Source organism: Glycomyces buryatensis (assembly GCF_004912275.1).
GTDB lineage: Bacteria > Actinomycetota > Actinomycetes > Mycobacteriales > Micromonosporaceae > Glycomyces > Glycomyces buryatensis.
In genome coordinates this window covers 26,793-45,325 of sequence record NZ_STGY01000076.1, presented here as the reverse complement: position 1 = coordinate 45,325, position 18,533 = coordinate 26,793, and the positions used below count along the sequence as shown (strand labels likewise).

The 18,533-nt window shown below is 63.7% G+C and carries 18 protein-coding genes; 10 read left to right on the top strand and 8 right to left on the bottom strand.

The features are described from left to right. Window positions 1-9: 9 nt before the first annotated feature. Window positions 10-843, bottom strand: a complete 834-nt coding sequence (locus tag FAB82_RS23475) for an SDR family oxidoreductase (RefSeq protein ID WP_136536998.1) — start codon at window positions 841-843, stop codon at window positions 10-12. A 64-nt stretch (window positions 844-907) separates the two neighbouring features. Here FAB82_RS23475 and FAB82_RS23470 point away from each other — a divergent pair, with 64 nt between their 5' ends. Then, window positions 908-1,315, top strand: coding sequence for a winged helix-turn-helix transcriptional regulator (locus tag FAB82_RS23470; RefSeq protein WP_246039789.1), 408 nt, complete (start codon window positions 908-910; stop codon window positions 1,313-1,315). Here the strand turns inward: FAB82_RS23470 and FAB82_RS23465 are convergent. Together FAB82_RS23465 and FAB82_RS23460 are read right to left on the bottom strand one after the other, a co-directional pair. Next, the gene (locus tag FAB82_RS23465) at window positions 1,306-3,810 is read right to left on the bottom strand and encodes an excinuclease ABC subunit UvrA (protein WP_136536997.1); all 2,505 of its coding nucleotides are present in this window, start codon (window positions 3,808-3,810) and stop codon (window positions 1,306-1,308) included. The two genes, FAB82_RS23470 and FAB82_RS23465, sit on opposite strands and share 10 nt — an antisense overlap. Window positions 3,811-3,879: 69 nt before the next feature. Then, window positions 3,880-4,284, bottom strand: a complete 405-nt coding sequence (locus FAB82_RS23460; protein WP_136536996.1) for a nuclear transport factor 2 family protein — start codon at window positions 4,282-4,284, stop codon at window positions 3,880-3,882. Window positions 4,285-4,380: 96 nt separating this feature from the next. Here FAB82_RS23460 and FAB82_RS23455 point away from each other — a divergent pair, with 96 nt between their 5' ends. After that, window positions 4,381-4,749 (top strand): winged helix-turn-helix transcriptional regulator, encoded by a 369-nt coding sequence (locus tag FAB82_RS23455; RefSeq protein WP_136536995.1) that lies wholly within the window; start codon window positions 4,381-4,383, stop codon window positions 4,747-4,749. A gap of 202 nt (window positions 4,750-4,951) precedes the next feature. Here the strand turns inward: FAB82_RS23455 and FAB82_RS23450 are convergent, their stop codons facing one another. Beyond that, window positions 4,952-5,575: a TetR/AcrR family transcriptional regulator gene (locus FAB82_RS23450; protein ID WP_136536994.1), complete on the bottom strand. Its 624-nt coding sequence runs from the start codon at window positions 5,573-5,575 to the stop codon at window positions 4,952-4,954. 67 nt (window positions 5,576-5,642) lie between these two features. Here FAB82_RS23450 and FAB82_RS23445 point away from each other — a divergent pair, with 67 nt between their 5' ends. Continuing rightward, window positions 5,643-6,464 (top strand): SDR family oxidoreductase, encoded by an 822-nt coding sequence (locus tag FAB82_RS23445; RefSeq protein WP_136536993.1) that lies wholly within the window; start codon window positions 5,643-5,645, stop codon window positions 6,462-6,464. Window positions 6,465-6,572: 108 nt separating this feature from the next. Further along, entirely contained in the window at window positions 6,573-7,388 is an 816-nt protein-coding gene (locus FAB82_RS23440) for an alpha/beta hydrolase (protein WP_211116802.1), read from the top strand. An 18-nt stretch (window positions 7,389-7,406) separates the two neighbouring features. Here FAB82_RS23440 and FAB82_RS23435 read toward each other — a convergent pair whose 3' ends face one another. Next, the gene (locus tag FAB82_RS23435; protein ID WP_168801744.1) at window positions 7,407-7,877 is read right to left on the bottom strand and encodes a MarR family winged helix-turn-helix transcriptional regulator; all 471 of its coding nucleotides are present in this window, start codon (window positions 7,875-7,877) and stop codon (window positions 7,407-7,409) included. A 142-nt stretch (window positions 7,878-8,019) separates the two neighbouring features. Between FAB82_RS23435 and FAB82_RS23430 the strand changes: the two genes are divergently transcribed. From FAB82_RS23430 to FAB82_RS23405, 6 genes are all read left to right on the top strand, one after another. After that, entirely contained in the window at window positions 8,020-9,855 is a 1,836-nt protein-coding gene (locus tag FAB82_RS23430; protein WP_136536990.1) for a flavin-containing monooxygenase, read from the top strand. Then, window positions 9,852-10,868 (top strand): SMP-30/gluconolactonase/LRE family protein, encoded by a 1,017-nt coding sequence (locus FAB82_RS23425; RefSeq protein WP_211116801.1) that lies wholly within the window; start codon window positions 9,852-9,854, stop codon window positions 10,866-10,868. The genes FAB82_RS23430 and FAB82_RS23425 overlap by 4 nt, the downstream gene beginning before the upstream one ends. Window positions 10,869-10,904: 36 nt before the next feature. Next, window positions 10,905-11,714 (top strand): SDR family NAD(P)-dependent oxidoreductase, encoded by an 810-nt coding sequence (locus FAB82_RS23420; protein ID WP_136536988.1) that lies wholly within the window; start codon window positions 10,905-10,907, stop codon window positions 11,712-11,714. A gap of 701 nt (window positions 11,715-12,415) precedes the next feature. Further along, on the top strand, window positions 12,416-12,895 hold the full coding sequence (locus FAB82_RS27270) for a tyrosine-type recombinase/integrase (RefSeq protein ID WP_168801743.1): 480 nt from the start codon (window positions 12,416-12,418) through the stop codon (window positions 12,893-12,895). Window positions 12,896-13,455: 560 nt separating this feature from the next. Then, window positions 13,456-14,889: a hypothetical protein gene (locus tag FAB82_RS23410; RefSeq protein ID WP_136536986.1), complete on the top strand. Its 1,434-nt coding sequence runs from the start codon at window positions 13,456-13,458 to the stop codon at window positions 14,887-14,889. A gap of 52 nt (window positions 14,890-14,941) precedes the next feature. After that, the gene (locus FAB82_RS23405; protein WP_136536985.1) at window positions 14,942-15,994 is read left to right on the top strand and encodes a hypothetical protein; all 1,053 of its coding nucleotides are present in this window, start codon (window positions 14,942-14,944) and stop codon (window positions 15,992-15,994) included. 140 nt (window positions 15,995-16,134) lie between these two features. Here the strand turns inward: FAB82_RS23405 and FAB82_RS23400 are convergent, their stop codons facing one another. From FAB82_RS23400 to FAB82_RS23390, 3 genes are read right to left on the bottom strand one after another with little or no spacing between them, the layout of a single operon-like run. Then, window positions 16,135-17,052 carry a hypothetical protein gene (locus tag FAB82_RS23400; protein WP_136536984.1) on the bottom strand — a complete coding sequence of 306 codons (918 nt, stop codon included), beginning with the start codon at window positions 17,050-17,052 and terminating at the stop codon, window positions 16,135-16,137. 22 nt (window positions 17,053-17,074) lie between these two features. After that, window positions 17,075-17,659 carry a class IV adenylate cyclase gene (locus FAB82_RS23395; RefSeq protein WP_136536983.1) on the bottom strand — a complete coding sequence of 195 codons (585 nt, stop codon included), beginning with the start codon at window positions 17,657-17,659 and terminating at the stop codon, window positions 17,075-17,077. Between the two features lie 12 nt (window positions 17,660-17,671). Further along, complete coding sequence (locus FAB82_RS23390) at window positions 17,672-18,523, bottom strand: helix-turn-helix domain-containing protein (RefSeq protein WP_211116800.1); 852 nt, start codon at window positions 18,521-18,523, stop codon at window positions 17,672-17,674. Window positions 18,524-18,533 lie beyond the last annotated feature (10 nt).

The following is an 18,533-nucleotide window of genomic DNA, read 5'->3' as shown; positions in this document are numbered from 1 at the left end:
TGGGGCCGCTCAGGCCTGGTGCAGCCCGAGGTCGATGAGCCATTGGAGCGTGGTGCGGGGAGTGAGGCCCAGGAGTCGTTGTGCGGAGCGCTCGGGGTCGATCGCGTTGTCGGGCAGGGCGACGATCTGCTCGTAACCGTTCTGGACCACCGCGGCGGCGTCGGCGCCCATCAGCGGTGCGAGTCGCACGGCGAAGTCGGCCGGCGTCTGGAGCTCGTAGACCACGTCGCGGCCGTATGCGGCGGCGAAGGCCTCGGCCAGGTCCTTGCCCGTGACGGCGGGAGACTGGCCGACCTCGACGACTCCTGTCACGTCTCGCTGTTCGAACAGGGCGAGCGTCGCGTCGGCGATGTCCAGGTGTGAGCCCCACGAGGAGGCGAAGTCGGTCGGCAGCGGGTAACGGAGCACGCCTTTGGAGCGGATGCCCTCCTGGACGTGCGGAAGGAGCAGGTTCTCCAGGTAGTAGCGGGGTGCGATCACGGCGTACGACAGGCCGCTGTCGGCCAGCGCCGCGGCCATTGGGTCGGCATCGGCGGGGAACCCGCTGGTGGAATAGACGACCCGCTGGGGGCGGGCTTCGCGTAGCGCGGTGATGATGTTGCCCGCGTATGTGTTGCGCGTTGCGGCGTCGACCACCGGCAGGTGGACGAACACGCCCTCCGAGCCGCGGTAGGCGTCGGTGAGCTGCTCGATCGAGTCAAGGTCGACCGCGAGCGTCCGCGCGCACGCCACGTCCGCGTCTGTGCGGCGGGTGAGGGCGGTGATCAGCACCCCTTTCGTGGCGAGAGAGGTGACGACGGGTCCTCCTTGGGCGCCGGTGGCGCCGTGCACTACATAAGTCATGACGCCATTAGTACAATCGATGCATCAGTTACATCAACTGCACTAATGGAGCCTGGAGACGATTGTGGCCACTGACACTCCCGCCGAAGACGTCGTGACCGCGCTGCCCGAGTGCGGGGTCGCGCGCTTCCTCACTCTGCTCGAAGGACCGTGGGCCACGCTCATCGTCCGCGAACTCCTGCACGGCCCGCACCGCTTCACCGAGCTGCGCGCGGCGCTGCCGCGCATCAGCCCGCACACCTTGACGCGGCGGCTGCGCCAATTCGAGAATCACGGGATCGTAACGCGCACTTCGTATCCAGAAATCCCCCCGCGTGTGGAGTACCGACTCACCGAGCTCGGCGAGGGACTTCGCACCGTCCTCGACGCCATGGGCGCCTGGGCGATGTCGATCCCCGAACCCGCCCGACCCGACGACACGGCCTGGTACTGCGACCACGGCGGCCGCCCGAAGCCCGCGAATCAGCCGTAGTCGAGGTGGCGGTCGAGGTATCGGCCGGTGAGGCTGCGCTGGTCGCCGCGGAGGTCGTCGGGAGTGCCCGTGGCGACGATGGTGCCGCCGTCGGCGCCGCCGCCGGGGCCCATGTCGACGATGTAGTCGGCGTTGGCGATCAGGTCGAGGTCGTGTTCGATCACGAGGACGGTGGCGCCGTTGTCGACCAGGCGCTGAAGCACCTTCAGCAGGGTCCGCACGTCGAGCGGGTGCAGGCCGATCGACGGTTCGTCGAAGACGAACAGTGTCGCGCTCTGGTCGCGGCCGAGTTCGGAGGCGAGTTTGAGGCGCTGGGCCTCGCCGCCGGAGAGCGCGGGAGTCGCCTCGCCCAACGTGAGATAGCCCAGGCCCAGGTCGACGAGGGTCTGGAGTTTGGACCGGACGCGGCGCAGGTCGCCGACCCGGTCCAGCGCCTGCGTCGCGGTGAGCTTGAGCAGCTGCGGCAGGCTGACGCCCTCGCGTTCGTACCGATCGGCCTCCGGCGCAAAGCGAGTGCCGTCGCATTCGGGGCAGACGATGTCCACATCGGGCAGGAACTGCACGTCGAGCGAGACTTCGCCGGTGCCCTGGCAGCGCGGGCAGCGCAGCGACCCGGTGTTGTAGGAGAAGTCGCCCGCACCCAGGCCGTCGGCCTTCGCGGCGGGTGTGGCCGCCCAAGCGCGGCGCAGCTCGTCGAGGATGCCGCTGTAGGTCGCCACTGTGGACCGAACGTTGGCGCCGACCGGGCTGCTGTCCACGGCGTTGACGCGGGTGACCGGACCGGGGCCAAGGTCCGCGACCTGTCGGGGCAGCGGCGTGTCCGCGATGCGGGCGCGTAGTCCGGGAATGAGGCTCTCGAGGACGAGTGTGGTCTTGCCCGAACCCGAGACGCCGGTGACGGCGATGAGGCGCCCGGCCGGGAGTTCGAGGTCGAGGCCATGCACGGTGTGCAGCGGTCGTGTCGACAAGCTGATGCGCCCCAGGTCGAACATGGCGTCGGCGTCCGCGCGCGAGCGGACCGCGGCGCTTTCGCGACCGGCGAGGAACGGCCCGATGAGCGAGTCCGGGTGGGCGGCGATCTGCTCGGCGTCGCCGGTGGCGAGCACCCTGCCGCCTTGGCTGCCCGAACCGGGCCCGATCTCGATGAACCAGTCGGCTTCGCGCAGGATCTGGACGTCGTGGTCGACCAGGACCACGGAGTTGCCGTCCGCGAGCAGATCCCGCATGACCGTGAGCAGTCCATCCACATTCGTCGGATGCAGGCCGATGGAGGGCTCGTCCAGGACGTACAGCACCCCGGTGGTCTCGTTGCGCACCGCGCGGGCCAGCTGGACCCGCTGCCGCTCACCGGTCGACAGCGTGGAACTCGCCCGGTCGAGACTGAGATAGGACAGGCCGAGTCCGGTGAGCCGTTCCGCGATCACCATGAGCTGCGCGCTGATCTCGCGGCCCATCCGCGCCATGTCGGGCGGCAGCGAGTCGACGACCTTCGGGACCCACTCGGTGAGGTCGCTGAGCGTTTTCGCGGTCGCCTCAGCAAGATTCAAATCGTCCACAGTGGTGGATCTGGCGGCTTCGCTCAGGCGGGTGCCGCCGCAGTCGGGGCAGGTCTGGACGCTCAGGAACCGGTTGACCCGGTTGAGGCCCTGCTCGCTGGCGGCGTTCCTGACCGCCTCCTCGACGGCCTGCCGGGCGTTGCGGTACGTGAAGTTCAGGTCGAACAGCTTGCCGCTCTTGGAAGGCACGCGAATCTGCCGCTTGACCTCGGGGCCGTGCATGACCGTCTCGCGCTCGGTCGCGTCGAGTTCGGCATAGGGCACGTCGGTGCGCACGCCGAGTTCGGCCGCGACCTGCGGCATGACGCTCAGGCCGAACATCGACCACGGTGCGACCGCGCCCTGGTCGATCGTCTTCGAAGGGTCGGGGACGAGCGCGTCCTCGTCGACCTCGCGCACCACGCCGGTGCCCTCGCAGCGCGGGCAGGCGCCGTCGGAGTTGAACGCGAACGTCTCGGCCCCGGGCGGATAGAACACCGAGCCGCACACCGGGCACGTCAGGTCCATGTTCAGCGCGACGTCGATCGTCGGCTCCTGCCGGTGGCCGTTGGGGCACAGGTGTGCGCCCAGGCGCGAGTACATGAGCCGCAGGTAGTTGAGGAGCTCGGTGGAGGTGCCGAAGGTGCTGCGGACCGACGGGACGCCCGGACGCTGCCGCAGCGCCAGTGCGGCCGGCACGTGCTCAACAGTGTCCACATCGGCCCGCGGCGCCTGCGCGAGTCGGCGGCGCGTGTAGGTCGAAAGCGCCCCCAGGTACCGGCGCGATCCTTCGGCGTAGAGCACGCCGAGCGCGAGCGAGGACTTGCCCGAGCCGGACACACCGGCGATCGCGACGAGCTTGCGGAGCGGGATCTCGACGTCGATGCCCTGCAGGTTGTGCACTCGCGCGCCACGGACCCGGATCCGCTCCGGCGGTTCGTTCGCGTCGGCCTCGGCCATGTCATCACTTCCCTTTCTCCGCCGCACAGGGAAAGCGCGGACGGGGTCGACAGTTGCCTCAGGGTTCGCTCAGGCCTGGCCCCAGAAGGCGTCTTCGGCGTCCTGGTCGGCGGAGAACAGCCACATCTCGGCGATCTTGCCGCCCTCGACGCGCAGGACGTCGATGCCGTCCATCGACATCGAGGCGCCCTCGCGCTCGCCGGAGAAGTGCACCGGGAACGCGGCCAGATCGCCGTTGACCATTGGACCGCCGGTGAACTCGAGCTTGAACGTGCCAGCGGTGAGGGCCATCTGGCCGCCGATCATCTCGCCCACGGGCGCGGGGCCATCCTTGAGGCCTGCGAAGCGGTGGCCGCCGGGCTGGTGCCACTTGATGTCGGCCGCGAACAGGCCCGTGGCGGTGGGGATGTCGCCGGAGGACATCGCCTCGTAGTACTGGCGGGCCACTTTGGCGGTGGTGCTGGACTCGGTCATCGGATCGCTCCTCGTTTTCGCGTTGTTCCTGCGTTCGGTCTATAGTCACTTTCTGAAATCAGTAACCACAACGTAACCATTGGAGATTTGTGTCGCATGTCATATGAGCCTGACTGGAATGTGCTCACCGCGACCTGCCCCTCGCGCACTTCGCTGACGAGGATCGCCAACAAGTGGACGGCGATGATCGTCATCGTGCTCGGCAAGGGCCGCACGCGCTTCCGCGACCTGCGAACCAGCGTCGAGGGCATCAGCGGCAAAGTTCTCACCGAGACGCTGCGCGACCTCGAACGCGACGGCCTCGTCAGCCGCCACGTCTTCGCCGAAGTCCCTCCCCGCGTCGAATACGAGCTGACCGACCTGGGCCGCACGCTGCATACGCCCCTGAGCGCGATCGGCCAATGGGCCGAAGCGCACATCGCCGAAGTCCTCGAGGCACGCGAACGCTACGACTGCCAACGCTGACCCGCCACGTCAAGCCTGCCGCTGCCACCCCGACGCGGAGTGGGGTGGAGGAACCACGTCACGCGATCCGGCGCTGGCTCGAGTTTGAAGTCCGGGTTCCCGTAAGTACACGACGCGGGCTTGAGCGCCCCGGCTCTCGGCGCTCACCCTCACGTCGGGTGTCGAAGGACTCGCCATATGTGCCCGACGGCAGGCACAACGTTCACCGTCGTTCCGGCCTCGTGCCTCCAGGGCTGGTTCTCGGGGTCATGCCCAGGAGCAGCAGATCCAGGAACCCGGCGGCGTCGGTGTCGACGACCGCTGAGGGCGGGATCAGTGCCCGGTAGAGCAGGGTGCCGGAGATGGCGTCGGCGGCGGCCTCGATATCGAGGCTGGCGCGGAACTGTCCGTGCTCGACGCCCAGCCGCAGTAGGTCGAGCATCTGCTCCCGGCCCGGGCCGGTGAAGCGCTCATAGAGCTGCTCGGCTTCGGTGCCGCCGTCGGTCGCGGCGGCGGCCAGGCCCCGGATCACCGCGACCGTGGCGGGCTGGCCAAGCTGCCCGAAGAACTGGCCGAGCCAGGTGCGCAGATCCGCGGCCGCGTCGCCGGTCCGCGGCGGCGCGTCCGCGCGGATCCCCAGGTGGCCGGCCATGACCGCCTCGGCCACGATCGCCGCTTTCGAGGGCCAGCGCCGGTAGACGGTCTGCTTGCCCACCCCGGCCCGCGCGGCGATCGCCTCGATCGTCATCCGCTCGTAGCCATCGGCGGCCATGAGGTCCCGCGCCGCCTCCAAGATCGCCGTGTCGGTCTGGGCGTTGCGGGGTCGCCCGCGTGGTTTGGCAGTCACGCCGATGAGTGTAGTCTCGCTATTTACAATACGGTACGTCTCGTATATTTAAGCAGAGGAGATAGTCATGAGCAGGGAAGTCCTAGTCGTCATCGGCACCGGAGGCATGGGCCGCGCCATCGCTCGCCGCAGCGGAAGTGGGCGGAAGGTCCTGCTCGCCGACTTCAACCAACCGGCTTTGGCGGCGGTCGGCGAGGAGCTTCGCGGCGAAGGGCACGACGTCACCACCCAGGCGGTCGACGTGGGCGATCGCGATTCGGTCCTCGCTCTCGCGAGGGCGGCAGTCGATCTCGAGCCGGTGGCGCGCATCGCCCACACTGCGGGCCTGTCGCCGGCGCAGGCGTCGAGCGAGGCGATCCTGCGGGTCGACCTGCTGGGCACCGCGCTCGTTCTCGAAACGTTCGGCCAGGTCGTCGCGCCCGGCGGCGCCGCGGTGGTCATCGCCAGCATGGCCGGTCACATGGCGGTCGGCTTGGACGCCGAAACCGAGCGGGCACTCGCCACCGTCCCGGCCATGGAGCTGCTGGGCCTGCCGTTCCTCGCCGCCGCTGCGACGGGCGACCCCGGCCCGGCCTACACCATCGCCAAGCGCGCCAACCTGCTCCGGGTACAGGCCGTCGCGGGCGTTTGGGGCGAGCGGGGCGCGCGCGTCAACTCGATCAGCCCCGGGGTCATCTCGACCCCGATGGGGCAGCAGGAACTCGAAGGTGACAGCGGAGAGCAGATGCGGGCCATGGTCGCCATGTCCGGCACCGGACGTCTCGGCACGCCCGACGACATCGCCGCTGCCGCGGCCTTCCTGCTCGGCCCTGCCGCCGACTTCATCACCGGCACCGACCTGCTCGTGGACGGCGGCGTGGTTGCCGCCCTCCGCGGCATGCGCGGCTAGATCAAGGAGATCGCAATGCCCAAGCACGCCTTTCATCCTGATCTACGCCGCGCGCGGATCCTACCGCGGAGCGTGCCGGTCGGACTGGGCCGACGAATCACCGGCCTGATGGCACCGAGAGCGCCGCGCGGTGGGGAACTCGTCCGGATCGACGCCGACGTCGCTGTGCGGGTCTTCCGGCCGCCGAACGCAGTCGGTCCGGCGCCAGCGGTGTTGTGGATCCATGGCGGCGGCTACGTCCTGGGCAGCGCGATGCAGTCCGACGACTGGTGCCGCGAGGTCACCAGCCGCCTTGGCGCGATCACCGCCGCGGTGGAATATCGACTGGCACCGAAACACGCGTTCCCAGTGCCATTGGAGGACTGCTACACCGCTTTGCAGTGGCTGGCGGCGGACCCGGATGTGGACGGTTCTCGGATCGCGATCGGCGGCGAGAGCGCCGGAGGCGGCCTGGCCGCCGCGCTCGCCCTGCTCGCCAAGGAACGCAGAACGATCCGGCCGGTCCTGCAAGTGCTGTCCTATCCGATGCTCGACGACCGGACCGCGCAGCGCACCGACATCGATCCCGCGTCCCTGCGCATGTGGAATCAGAAGAGCAACCGCTGGGCCTGGAACGCCTACCTCGGCATCCACGCGGCCGCGCCACCGCCGCTGGCTGCACCCGCCCGATACGAAGACTTCACCGGCGTCGCGCCGGCATGGTTGGGCGTGGGTACCAATGACCTCTTCTACGACGAGGACCTCGCCTACGCCGAACGGTTGCGCCACTCAGGAGTCCCCTGCGAACTCAAGGTCGTCCCCGGCGCCTACCACGGCTTCGACGTGGTAGAACGCCATGCCTTGGTTTCGCGCGCCTATCAGGGATCCCAGATGTCCGCTCTGGAGCGAGCATTGGGTGCAAGACGGTCGGAGGGTCGGCACTGAGTGCGGATCGGTCGGGGACTAGAGCCGTGGCGCTCCGGTGCGGGTTCGGAGCGCTTGCAGTTCCCGGTTGACCGCTCGCATGCCGATTTCGAGGGCGCGCAGTTCTTCCAAGGTGAGGCCGTCGATGACGTCGCTGCCCAGTTCAGGCCTGGCTCCGAGGATCTCGGCGATGACCGCGCGGCCGAGTCTGGTCGGTCGGAGACGCCGGACGCGCTGGTCGCCGTCGTCCGGGGCGCGTTCGACGAGGTCCTGCTTGACGAGCCGGTCGACGAGCCGGGACATCGTGGGCAGGGAAACCGCAAAGTCCTCGGCCAGGCCGCTGGCCGTCGATCCTTCGCTCACGACGACCGAGGAGAGCACTTTCAACTGCTGGATGGTGAGTTGCGTCTCCATCAACGGTCCGATGATGCGCGGAATGGAGCGCGCCGAGATCGCAACCGACAACGATTCGATGCTTTTGCGCACTTCACGCCTGTCCTGATTCGTCATCCCTTCACGGTAGTCGCTCTCGGAACTCCGACTGGCCGATTTAGTTAGCTTCAGGCTAACCTCTTTGCAGGAGGTATCCGGCCGATGCCGCGCCGGGTCCGAAACCATCCCAGCCCGAACACCCCGGGCAAAAGGAGACAGCATGGAAGAGCCACAGGCGGCCTCGATCGATCTCGATGCGATCCGCGAGCGGTACAAGCGCGAGCGCGACCGCCGCATCCGCCCCGACGGCGCACGCCAGTACCGCAGCGCCGCAGGCGAGTTCGGCTACTACGCCAAAGACCCTTACACCCAGTTCACCGAACGCGAGCCGAAGACCGACCACGTCGAAGTCCTCGTCATCGGCGCCGGGTTCGGCGGCCTCCTGGCGTCCGCGTCGTTGCGGGAGGCCGGGATCGAGTCGATCCGGCTCATGGACGAGGCCGGCGACGTGGGCGGCACCTGGTACTGGAACCGGTACCCGGGCGTGCGCTGCGATGTCGAGTCCTACGTGTACATGCCGCTGCTCGAGGAGACCGGCGCGATGCCGACCGAGCGGTACGCGAAAGGCGAGGAGATCCGTCGGCACGCGGTGCGCATCGCCGAGCACTACGACCTGTACCGCGACACGCTCTTCCAGACCCGCTCGACCAACCTGGCGTGGGACGAGGACCCAGCGGAGTGGATCGTGGAGACCGACCGCGGCGACCGCTTCCGCGCCCGGTACATCATCACCTCGACCGGAACGCTCACCCAGCCCAAGCTCCCCGGCCTCCCCGGCATCGAGTCCTTCCGCGGCCACACCTTCCACACCAGCCGCTGGGACTACGGCTACACCGGCGGCACTCCCGACGGGAACCTGACCGGGCTCGCCGACAAGCGGGTCGCGGTGATCGGCACCGGCGCGACCGGCCTCCAGGCCGTGCCGATCCTGGCCGATAGTGCGGGCGAGCTGTTCGTGTTCCAACGCACGCCGTCTACGGTGGACGTGCGTGACAACCACCCGACCGATCCCGCCTGGGCCGCAGCGCTGAAGCCGGGCTGGCAGCGCGAGCGGATGGAGAACTTCCTCGCGATCATCGCGGGCGAACCGGTGGACGAGTTCCTCGTGACCGACGGGTGGACCGCGACGGTGGCGTTGCAACGCCACATGATCTCCGGTGCGGTCGACGAGTCGCTCCCCGAGGAGGAGCGCCTGCTCCGCGACGAGCTCGATGACGCCGCCACGATGAACCGCATCCGCGCCCGCGTCGACGAGCTCGTCGCCGACCTGGCCACCGCCGAAGTGCTCAAGCCCTGGTACCGGTACATGTGCAAGCGCCCCGGATTCTCCGACCACTACCTCCAGGCGTTCAACCGACCCAACGTGACGCTCGTCGACACCGCTGACAGCCATGGCGTCACCGGCATGACCGAGAACGCGATCCTCGTCGGCGACAAGGAATACGAGGTCGACTGCATCATCTTCGCCACCGGTTTCGACGCCGGCGTCTCCGGCGTCATGTCCGGCGCGTTGCAGGTCACCGGCCGCGGAGGCCGGAGCCTCCTGGAGTCGTGGGCGACGGGCCCGCGCACCTTGCACGGCTTCTACAGCCACGGGTTCCCGAATCTGCTGCACCTCGGCGCCGTCCAGACCGCCAACTCGGTCAACTTCGTCCACATCCTCCAAGCGCAGGCCGAGCACGTCGCCGCGGTCATCGCCCGTGCCGAACGCGAAGGCGCCCGCCGGGTCGAGCCCACCGCCGAAGCTGAGGAGCGGTGGTTGCGCACGCTTCAGAAGACGGCGCACGACACCAGTGCTTTCCAGGCCGAATGCACGCCCGGCTACTACAACGGGGAAGGGACCCGGTCGTTCACCGGCTTCTCGTACTCCCCGGGCCCCGTCGCATTCCACCGGCTGCTGTGCGAATGGCGCGACGGCGACATGAGCGAGGTCCTGGTCCGCGGCGACGAAGACGCGCCACAGCACCTCGACACCGTCGGAGAGGTGGCCTCGTGAAGCGCCTCCTGACCGTCGGCGCCCTGCTCGTCCCGCTCGTCGCCGCCGGCTGCGTCGCGGGTCCGGCTCCGGCTCCGGCTCCGGCCGAACAGGATCGCGAGGGAGTCGGGCATCAGACCGCCGACGAGCTGATCCGGGTCACCGAACCCCATGTGCTGTCAGGCGGCACGCTGCTCGAAGGCCCGGTCTTCGACGATGAGGGGCGCCTCTTCCTCGTTGACGTCATGGCACCGCCCGGCGAGCCGAAGGTGCTGCGAGTCGATGTCGGGGAGGAGACGGTCGAGGCGATCTACACCGACGAGGCGAGCGTGTTCACGTCCGCGCAGATCAGCCCCGCCGACGGGCGCCTCTATCTCACCGACGGTCTCGGCGGCTCCGTCCAGAGCATGTTGCTGGACGGGACGGACCCGCGGACGCTCTTCTCCGGCGATATCGACGGAACGGCCATGCTGCCCGACGACCTCGCCTTCGACCCTGAGGGCAACCTCTACATCAGCGACATCCGCGGCGTGGAAGGCCCGGGCTGGGAGACGCTGGGGCGGGTCGTCCGCGTCAGCGCCGAGGGCGACGCCACAGTACTCGCCTCTGACCTGGCCTCTCCCAACGGCATCAGCTTCGACGAGGACTACGCAGGTCTGTGGGTCGCGCAGTACTACGCCAACCGCATCGACTACTTCGCCCTCGACGAGACGCGAACCGAGGTGACGGCCGCGTACCCGGGCATGTACGTCGACGGCGGCAAGGCTCGTGTCGACTCGACCGCGGTCGACGCCGACGGCAACGTCTACCAAGGATTCCACCTCAAGCCGGAGATCCACGTCTACAGCCCGAAAGGCGATCTGCTCGCCGTGATCGCCGTCCCCGAGGACGCACCCGACCTCGACACCGCGACCAACATCGCCATCGAGCCCGGGACTACCGACGGCGTCATCACCGTTAGCGGTCCCGACGGCGGCTACCTCTACACCTTCGAGGCCCTCGCCGAGGGCACCCGGCAATCCAACGGCGGATGACAGCCGGACCGCTGTAGCAACAGAGAGGCAATCGCAATGCAGACAGCAGGGAAGGTCTTCGTCGTCACCGGCGGCGGCAACGGGATCGGCCGCGAAGTCGTCCTGGGTCTCATCAAGCGCGGCGCAAAGGTGGCCGCGGTCGACCGCAGCGAGGAGGGTCTCGCCGAGACCGCGCGTCTCGCTGCCGCGGCCGATGGGCGACTATCCGCGCATGCCGTCGACATCACTGACCGCGCGGCGGTCGAGCGACTTCCGGCCGAAGTGCAAGCGGTGTACGGCCAGGTCGATGGCGTGCTCAACGTCGCCGGGATCGTTCAGCGCTTCGTGCGCGTGCAGGACCTGGGCCACGACGAGATCGAGAAGGTCATGGCGGTCAACTTCTGGGGCGTTGTCAACATGGTCAAGGCGTTCGTACCGGTGCTCCTCGAACGTCCTGAAGCAAGTCTGGTGAACGTGTCGAGCATGGGTGCACTGGCGCCGGTCCCCGGGCAGGCCGCCTACGGGGCCAGCAAGGCGGCGGTCAAGCTGCTGACCGAGGGGCTGTATGCGGAGCTTCGCGGCTCGTCGGTCGCGGTGACCATCGTCTTCCCCGGCGGTGTGGCGACCGACCTCGTCGCCAACTCAGGGGCCGGAATTCCTGCGAGCGTCGCTGCATCCGCGGGCGCCGGCTCGAAGGTGACCAGCGCCGCTGACGCCGGCGGGCAGATCATCACCGCACTCGAGAAGGGCACGTACCGGGTCCGCATCGGCGGCGACGCCCGCCTGCTCGACCGGCTCTCGCGCCTCGCCCCGCAACGGGCGACCGCGCTGATCGCCGACCGGATGCGATCGCTGCTCGACAACTGATCAGTCACGCGCCCCTTCCACCGATGTGGAGGTGTGTTCGGGCGCCGACCAGGAGCCGAGGAGGCGGGCGCTCGTCGGTTCCGGCGAGCGCCCGGCATCGAGCTTTGAGAGGGACGACCGCGAAATATCAGTCCTCAGTTCGTCGGGCGGTCATCGGCGCGGGCATGGCGCTCGCCGTCGCGGCCGCCGCGCTACTTCCTTCGGTCCCACCGGCCAACCCGACCGGAGCTTCGTGCCGAGACCGGTAAGGCCACTTGCCTAGCCAGAAAGTTTTGGGCCGTCACATCCGTGGATCAGTCATTTGTTTGATAATACGAATATATAGATCATATGTTCTATAGTTGAAGGGAGATCATCACGGGGGATGACGGTCATGGCCGTATGAGAACCCCTAGGCGCCCCGCGCAAGTCCGCCCGAAAAGGTGCTGGCACGATCTATTGGGATGCGACACACCAGCGGTTCGTCGGTGCACTCTCGTTGGGGACTCGTCCTGATGGGAGCAGGATCCGCCCAGAGGTTCGCGGTCAGAGCATCGCGGAGGTCTCGGCCGCTTGAATGGCGGCACTTGCATCTCAATCCGGTCCCGGGGCAGATCTGCTCGTGCGGGCGTGAGCACACTGAGAGCCGGGTGCCGCATGTCGAAATCTGGCATTCTGTCCGGGGCGGAGGGGACACCAAGACGGCGGGGAGCCGGCGGACCGTGGCATTGCCCGAACTCGCCGTCGAGATTCTTGCCGATCACCAAGTGCGGCAGCAGCAGTGGAGAGACCGGCACGGCTGGAAGTCGGCGGGGATCGTCTACGTGTTCGGCACCCGGAGCGACACCGTGCCGTCGGCCGAGGTCATCCGCAGGCAGTTCAGGGACGTGGTCGCCCAGGCCCGAATCGCCGGTTCGTGGACGCCCCGGGACTTGCGCCATACGTTCGTGTCGATCATGTCCGAGCGCGGCGCTTCAGTCGAGCTCATCGCCGACCTCGTGGGCCACAAAGACATCGCCACGACCTGGATCGTGTACCGCCACCAGCTCCGACCGGTCATCACCAAGGGGGCCGACCTGATGGACGCAGCACTCCAGGAGGAACACCTGGATCCTCAAGGGACGTTTAGGCTGCCAAAACAGGGCTCTCTTTTTGGCTCTCCCCTAGCAAGCGCCAAAGGTTCAAGGCCGAGTAGGGCATAGAAAAGAAGGCCCCGGACAAGCGGGGCCTTCGTATCTGTGCACCTAGCAATGCCGTATCTGAACCCATCGCCCCAGGTCATAGCACTGATCAGAAACCTCACGCGCATGGTGTCTGATTAGCAGGACCATTGCTAGACAACCATGAGAATGTATGTCGCTGACACGAAGAAACTGTTCGACTCGCCTTCGAGCTCCAAGACGTGTTCCCGATGGAAAGTGGCTCCAGTGTGCCTCAGAGACCGCAGGCCGTCACCTCGAAGGCGCCACCTTCACCGAGCCTTACGTTCCCATCAACCAATTCAACCTCGACCGGAGTCCCGGCACGTCAGCGACCTGAACCGGAAGGTGGTCGAGCGAGGCGGTACCCACAACAGCGCTGGCAGATCCCTCTCCCACCATCCGCCACACTAGCCACCCCAGTCCGGTGTGCACTAAAAAGGACTCGGACCCTTGGAGCTCAATCGGTTCATCACCACCACCAGAACCGATTCTGAGGTATCATCACTTCTCGGCCATTCCCACCCTTGCGATGCAAACAAACCCTTCCGAACGGATGAAATATGAGAATCTCCTCATATTACGAGCTCGGCCGCACGCAAAGCAGCCTTGAGTTCGTGGATGTTGACACTTACAAGGACACTCAGCTGTTCCTAGACCCTCACGCGCTTCGATGGGTCGACAGCGAGTGGGGAAACCAATGCGTTAGCTTGCTTCAAAGCTTTTTCAGTGCTGTCCTCGATGCGATCCAACAAGAGAACCATCAATTGGCACAGCAACTCTTGGCATCCATGAGCGAGCCAAATGAAACTCGGCTCGGCCTATCGAAAGGGCGCGCAAGAGGCCGTGGAATGGGACGGGATCTTGCAAGAGAAATGTGGGAAGCACTCCGCAAGAGCAGAGCAGTTTCCACTGGCCTGTTGGAAGATCTCGAGGACACCATCCTTTTCATCGAAGGAATTGGATTCGATATTATTTCAGACATTACTACAAACATCATTCGTGGTTCGCTTATCGAGTTCACCCAAGATGCTTGCAGGTATTACAACATCCCAATGGAAGAGGATGTCGGATCTGGCCGGATATGGAACCATCATTCGCGCACGTGGATGCATCAATACGTCAGCCTTTCCGTGACGTCGGATGGCCCTCTGCTCTTGGTTCCGAAGAGCATAGTGCGACGCTCTACTTCCTTTGAGCCCGGCGAGTACTACACTCATTATGTCCTACCAGTGCTTCAAGAGGAGGAGCTTCGAGCTAGCTCCCTGCTAGTCCAAACATTGAAGAATGGAGATCGAAAGGTTACGAAAAAATCCGTAAGAGAGAAATACGGAGAAGGAAAAGTCATCAATCTTGACACCACCATAAAAGATCCTTCAATTCTGGACAGATATCGGAAGTCCAAAGCTCGTCCGCAACTTCCCCCCAGCCATGAGGAAATTGCATCCGCTACCGAAACCCCAATGCCAGATTGGGAGAGTCTGCTAGAGCGGGTCTTGTCGGTGCCGCCAGGCAAGGACAATGCGAACACCTACCATCTAGCTATTGAAGCACTCTTGTCTGCCCTGTTTTATCCAGCGCTTGATCTTCCTCAGCGCGAGTTCAACATACACGAGGGTAGAAAACGCATCGACATCCAATATACTAACCGTGCAACAGAAGGATTCTTTCACTGGGTACGAGTTCAACATGAAACTCCGGCTGCCTTCATTGCAGTAGAATGCAAGAATTATGGGTCTGAGATCTCGAACCCTGAAATTGACCAACTTGCGATGCGTTTTTCCCCGATGCGAGGGCAAGTTGGCCTTCTCTGCCACCGGGGGTTTGGAGACAAATCTCGAATTATCCGGAAGTGTCGTGACGCTGCGCAGGATCATCATGGATTTGCTATCGCCCTCGATGACAAGGACATTAAAATTTTGGTCGAGTCAAGAATAAACGGAATCGACGGGATCATGTTCCGCCATCTTGTCGAGAGATTCCAAGAGCTCCTATAGATTGTTCAAATCATCCGAAACCCGACTTCCAAGAATCCAGAGGAGCCATTTAGTGCCCGATGAATCGCCGCAAGAAACGTTTACAGATTGGGCTGACGCAGACTACGAAAAACTAAGGAAGGCGATCACTCGCTCCGGATACCCATTGCAGGGAATGGTCGTAGATAAGCTCTTGAAAAATCTTCCCTCAGAAGCTTCGCATCAACGAATCGAGATACAGGAGGAATGGAGTTTTGTAGACAGGGAAACTGAGGCGATTAGGCAAATCGACGCATTGGTCGGGTACCAGGTATCTGAAACGCAACAGGATCGTGATGATTTTCATGATCCGTCTAGCTGGATCAGGGTTCATCTCAACTTCCTAGTTGAATGCAAGCAATCCGATCTGCCTTTTGTCGTCTTTACGAGAGAAACCGCTGGCCACTGCAGTATCCCTCTAATGTTTGGCCATCCTCACGAAGACATCGAACTTCGAGATGACCCCACAGCTGAAGGCATTATTCAAATGTCAGCGTCGGACGCCCTAGGAATCTGGGACCTTGGAATCCCTAATCCGGTCCGTGCAATGTCCATTGCCAAGGCACATCGAAAAGGGAAGTCACTTGAGCTGTCAGGAGAGGATTGTTATAGGAGCATAGCCTTGCCGGTCCTGAAGGCACTTGAACACCTTAAAGATATCACCCGACCTGGCCATCAGCGAATGTACTATGATGTCCGTTTGGTGTTTCCAATTGCAGTCCTTCGAGCTCCATTGATTTCCGCGGAAGTAATTGAAGGCGATGTTCGGATCAAGCCAGTATCCCACGTGCGATTGCTGAGATCCGAGCCGGGCCCTGAGTCGCTGGGAGGATTTGAGTCGACCGGATTCGATATCGTCAATTACGATTATCTTGATTCATACGTCGACGCCGCAAGGAAGGCGGCATCAATTCTTGCAGAACGAATCAAGTCGTTCTCTACACAAATGCTGACTGGTATAGCGGTCTTCGACCCGACAAGTTCAGAGCTCTCTCGGAAATATCCCTACGCCTCCATGAAGGCGCATGTGGGAATTGATGAAATGGCGGAGTCTCTTCGCGCTCGCTTCCGCGAGGTTCATTCATAGCTTCTGATCTGGGTCCTGACAAGCTTGTACTTCCAGCCCGCAGATACTCTGTCCAACTCACCACAGATTGGTCGCGGGTCGGCACCCTCTCGCTGCGCTGGACGCGAGTTCGAGCGTCACCCGCTGCCGACTTGGCCGAGTCAATCCTGATCTATATCCGATTGAGTCAAAGCCTCCACTGCATCCCAAGCGAATCCCAATCTCGCTAGGATTGCACGGCCACGCTCGTCCGACAGACTAATACGATTATGTGCAAACTCGTTCCGCACGAAGCTGAATAGTGTGCGTAGCTCTCCTTGAAGTATTTTCGCGAGTGCATGTGGATACCCGGAAGCTTCGAGATTTTCAATGAATTCATTTATGAGCCTTATTCCATAATTTTTGGACGTGCACCATTGTCGAATTCTAAATTCTACGAGAACCGCTGTCTCTCTAATCGCCGTGTCGTATGCCCCCGCGTCAATCAGAATATTGACGATTTTTCGAATTTCTCTTGGAATCTTGAGTTCACTTGCCAGGAATCTCACGAGCGCGCGGTGACCTGAACCCGTAATCTCGACATGCTTTTCAGGCGAAGAAAACCCAACCCAGGTAGCAATGCTTGGATCGAAATTGCCATCTTCATCAACATCATCGTCATATTCATTCAGCGGAGGCAACTCCAACAGCTCAAAAGTCCCGTCTGGCAATTTGTGGTACAAGGGACTTGGCAGTTCGGCTCGATAACGTCGATGATGTTCCCTCTCGGAGATTCGCTCAATACCAGAAATGTATCTATGATCCATCGCATCAAGAAGAGCTTGGTGCCAAACCGCAGCATGCAGATTCCGGCGATCAAACGGATCCTCAACGCCATCGAATCTCCATCCGATGAATAGAATCGCACGATCAATATCATCTATTGCCGTAAATCTGGCTCCTTCAGGAAACGCTGCGAGAGCGAGCAGCGCATCCATGGCATTTCCGCCCATCGGATAGGTAGGCCAGTCTGCATGAATCGCAATCGTTCCATCGGACATGCCAAATCCGTAGAACCCTGGATGATCTTCTATCTCCATCGTCGCTACCTTTCGAATTTCTTCAGCAGAGATCCCTGGCTAACATGAGATTTCGCGCTTCCCTAGCGGCCATGACGGATTTCGTGTACGAATCGCTACTTAGATCACGTATTACTTCAATATCAGCCATGACAGCTTTCACTGTCTTGAGCGCGGCATTAATTTCCGCCGATTCGGTTAGGGTCTCAACTTCCAGGAAAGCTCCACTCAGCTCGGGCACCGTCACGAGGGTGGCGAGTATCTGTCGATTCCTGTAGTCAAATCGGAAATTTAGGCAATGCTTGGTAAGACTCACCAATTCAACTAGGCCGAGGTCGCAAAGCATAGCTGAGACAGGGGCTCGGTCAGCGATGATGGTTTCGTACTCCGGTTTGGAGCCGCTTTCCCTGTCAGCTGGGGGTTGCTTGTAGGTTAGGACATGGCTGGTACCTGCTGGTGCGGTGATGGTGCGAAGGCGAATTTCTTGACCTTTGGTTTCGAGTCGGCGGTCGGGCCAGTCGTAGTAGGTGTCGTGGTAGGTGGCTTCCTCTTCCTCTGCTCGCGCTTGGAGCCAGGTTCGGACGGCTTCGACGTCTTTCACGCGGGCTTTCAGCTCGGCTTCGATCATGTTCTCACCTTCTCAGATCAGGCGCTCGGCGGTAGTCCAGAGGTCTTCGTATTGGCGGGTGAAGCCGGTGTGGAGGAGGTTGTACTGGGCGGCACTGAGGCGGTAGATGGCGCTCTGGTGGCCTTCGGTAGCGCCGTTGAACATCGAGAGGTAGATGGTCTGGTCTACTCGGATGAGGCGCCAGGTCGGCAGGGTGTTGTAGAGGGCGACGCTGAGGTCGAGGTGGGGCTGGTCGGTGAGTTCGCGGAGGCGGGCTATCGACATTCGGATGCCGGCCGTGAAGGATTCCTCGGACTCGCCGATCTCGTGGGCTCGGTGGGCTGCGGCTGGGGAGTCGGGGTCGAGGAGGAGGACTCGGGCTTTGACGGGTTCGGCGCGTTCGGCGGTTAGCGGTTCTCGGAGGAGGGAGTCGTTAAGGCCGATGAGGCCGAGCGCTCGGACGGCCAGGAGGTCGACTTCGTTTGCTTGCCAGGCGGCGTCGCGGATCTCTTGCGCAGCCGTGGCCTGGGCTGCGAACACTCTCGTGATGCCGATGCGGGCGGCTTGAGCCTCGGAATCTTGTGGTTCGCCGATAGCGGGGGCAAGGCCAAGGAGTTGACGGGCTCGGTCGGGCATGCCTAGTCCGTCGGCGATGCGTTCAAGGACTTCGATGCTGACGATCTTGCGTTTGCCGTTGAAGACCTCGTTGGTGCGGCCCTGGCCGATGCCGGTGGCGATGCCGATGCGGGACTGCGAGAGTCCGCCGTATTGGCGAGCGAGGCGAAAGACCGCTGCGATGTCACGGGCAGCGAGCGCCTGGCGCATGTTGTCGCGGTTCCAGAGGGCGTCCGGGAGATCCACCGGCACGAACATCGGTATGTCCATAGCGATCTAG

Excerpts from the sequence above, each read along its gene's own strand:
- FAB82_RS23475 (WP_136536998.1), bottom strand. The coding sequence starts at position 843 with ATGACTTATGTAGTGCACGGCGCCACCGGCGCCCAAGGAGGACCCGTC.
- FAB82_RS23465 (WP_136536997.1), bottom strand. The coding sequence starts at position 3,810 with ATGGCCGAGGCCGACGCGAACGAACCGCCGGAGCGGATCCGGGTCCGT.
- FAB82_RS23460 (WP_136536996.1), bottom strand. The coding sequence starts at position 4,284 with ATGACCGAGTCCAGCACCACCGCCAAAGTGGCCCGCCAGTACTACGAG.
- FAB82_RS23455 (WP_136536995.1), top strand. The coding sequence starts at position 4,381 with ATGTCATATGAGCCTGACTGGAATGTGCTCACCGCGACCTGCCCCTCG.
- FAB82_RS23445 (WP_136536993.1), top strand. The coding sequence starts at position 5,643 with ATGAGCAGGGAAGTCCTAGTCGTCATCGGCACCGGAGGCATGGGCCGC.
- FAB82_RS23440 (WP_211116802.1), top strand. The coding sequence starts at position 6,573 with ATGGCACCGAGAGCGCCGCGCGGTGGGGAACTCGTCCGGATCGACGCC.
- FAB82_RS23435 (WP_168801744.1), bottom strand. The coding sequence starts at position 7,877 with ATGACGAATCAGGACAGGCGTGAAGTGCGCAAAAGCATCGAATCGTTG.
- FAB82_RS23430 (WP_136536990.1), top strand. The coding sequence starts at position 8,020 with ATGGAAGAGCCACAGGCGGCCTCGATCGATCTCGATGCGATCCGCGAG.
- FAB82_RS23420 (WP_136536988.1), top strand. The coding sequence starts at position 10,905 with ATGCAGACAGCAGGGAAGGTCTTCGTCGTCACCGGCGGCGGCAACGGG.
- FAB82_RS23410 (WP_136536986.1), top strand. The coding sequence starts at position 13,456 with ATGAGAATCTCCTCATATTACGAGCTCGGCCGCACGCAAAGCAGCCTT.
- FAB82_RS23400 (WP_136536984.1), bottom strand. The coding sequence starts at position 17,052 with ATGGAGATAGAAGATCATCCAGGGTTCTACGGATTTGGCATGTCCGAT.
- FAB82_RS23395 (WP_136536983.1), bottom strand. The coding sequence starts at position 17,659 with ATGATCGAAGCCGAGCTGAAAGCCCGCGTGAAAGACGTCGAAGCCGTC.
- FAB82_RS23390 (WP_211116800.1), bottom strand. The coding sequence starts at position 18,523 with ATGGACATACCGATGTTCGTGCCGGTGGATCTCCCGGACGCCCTCTGG.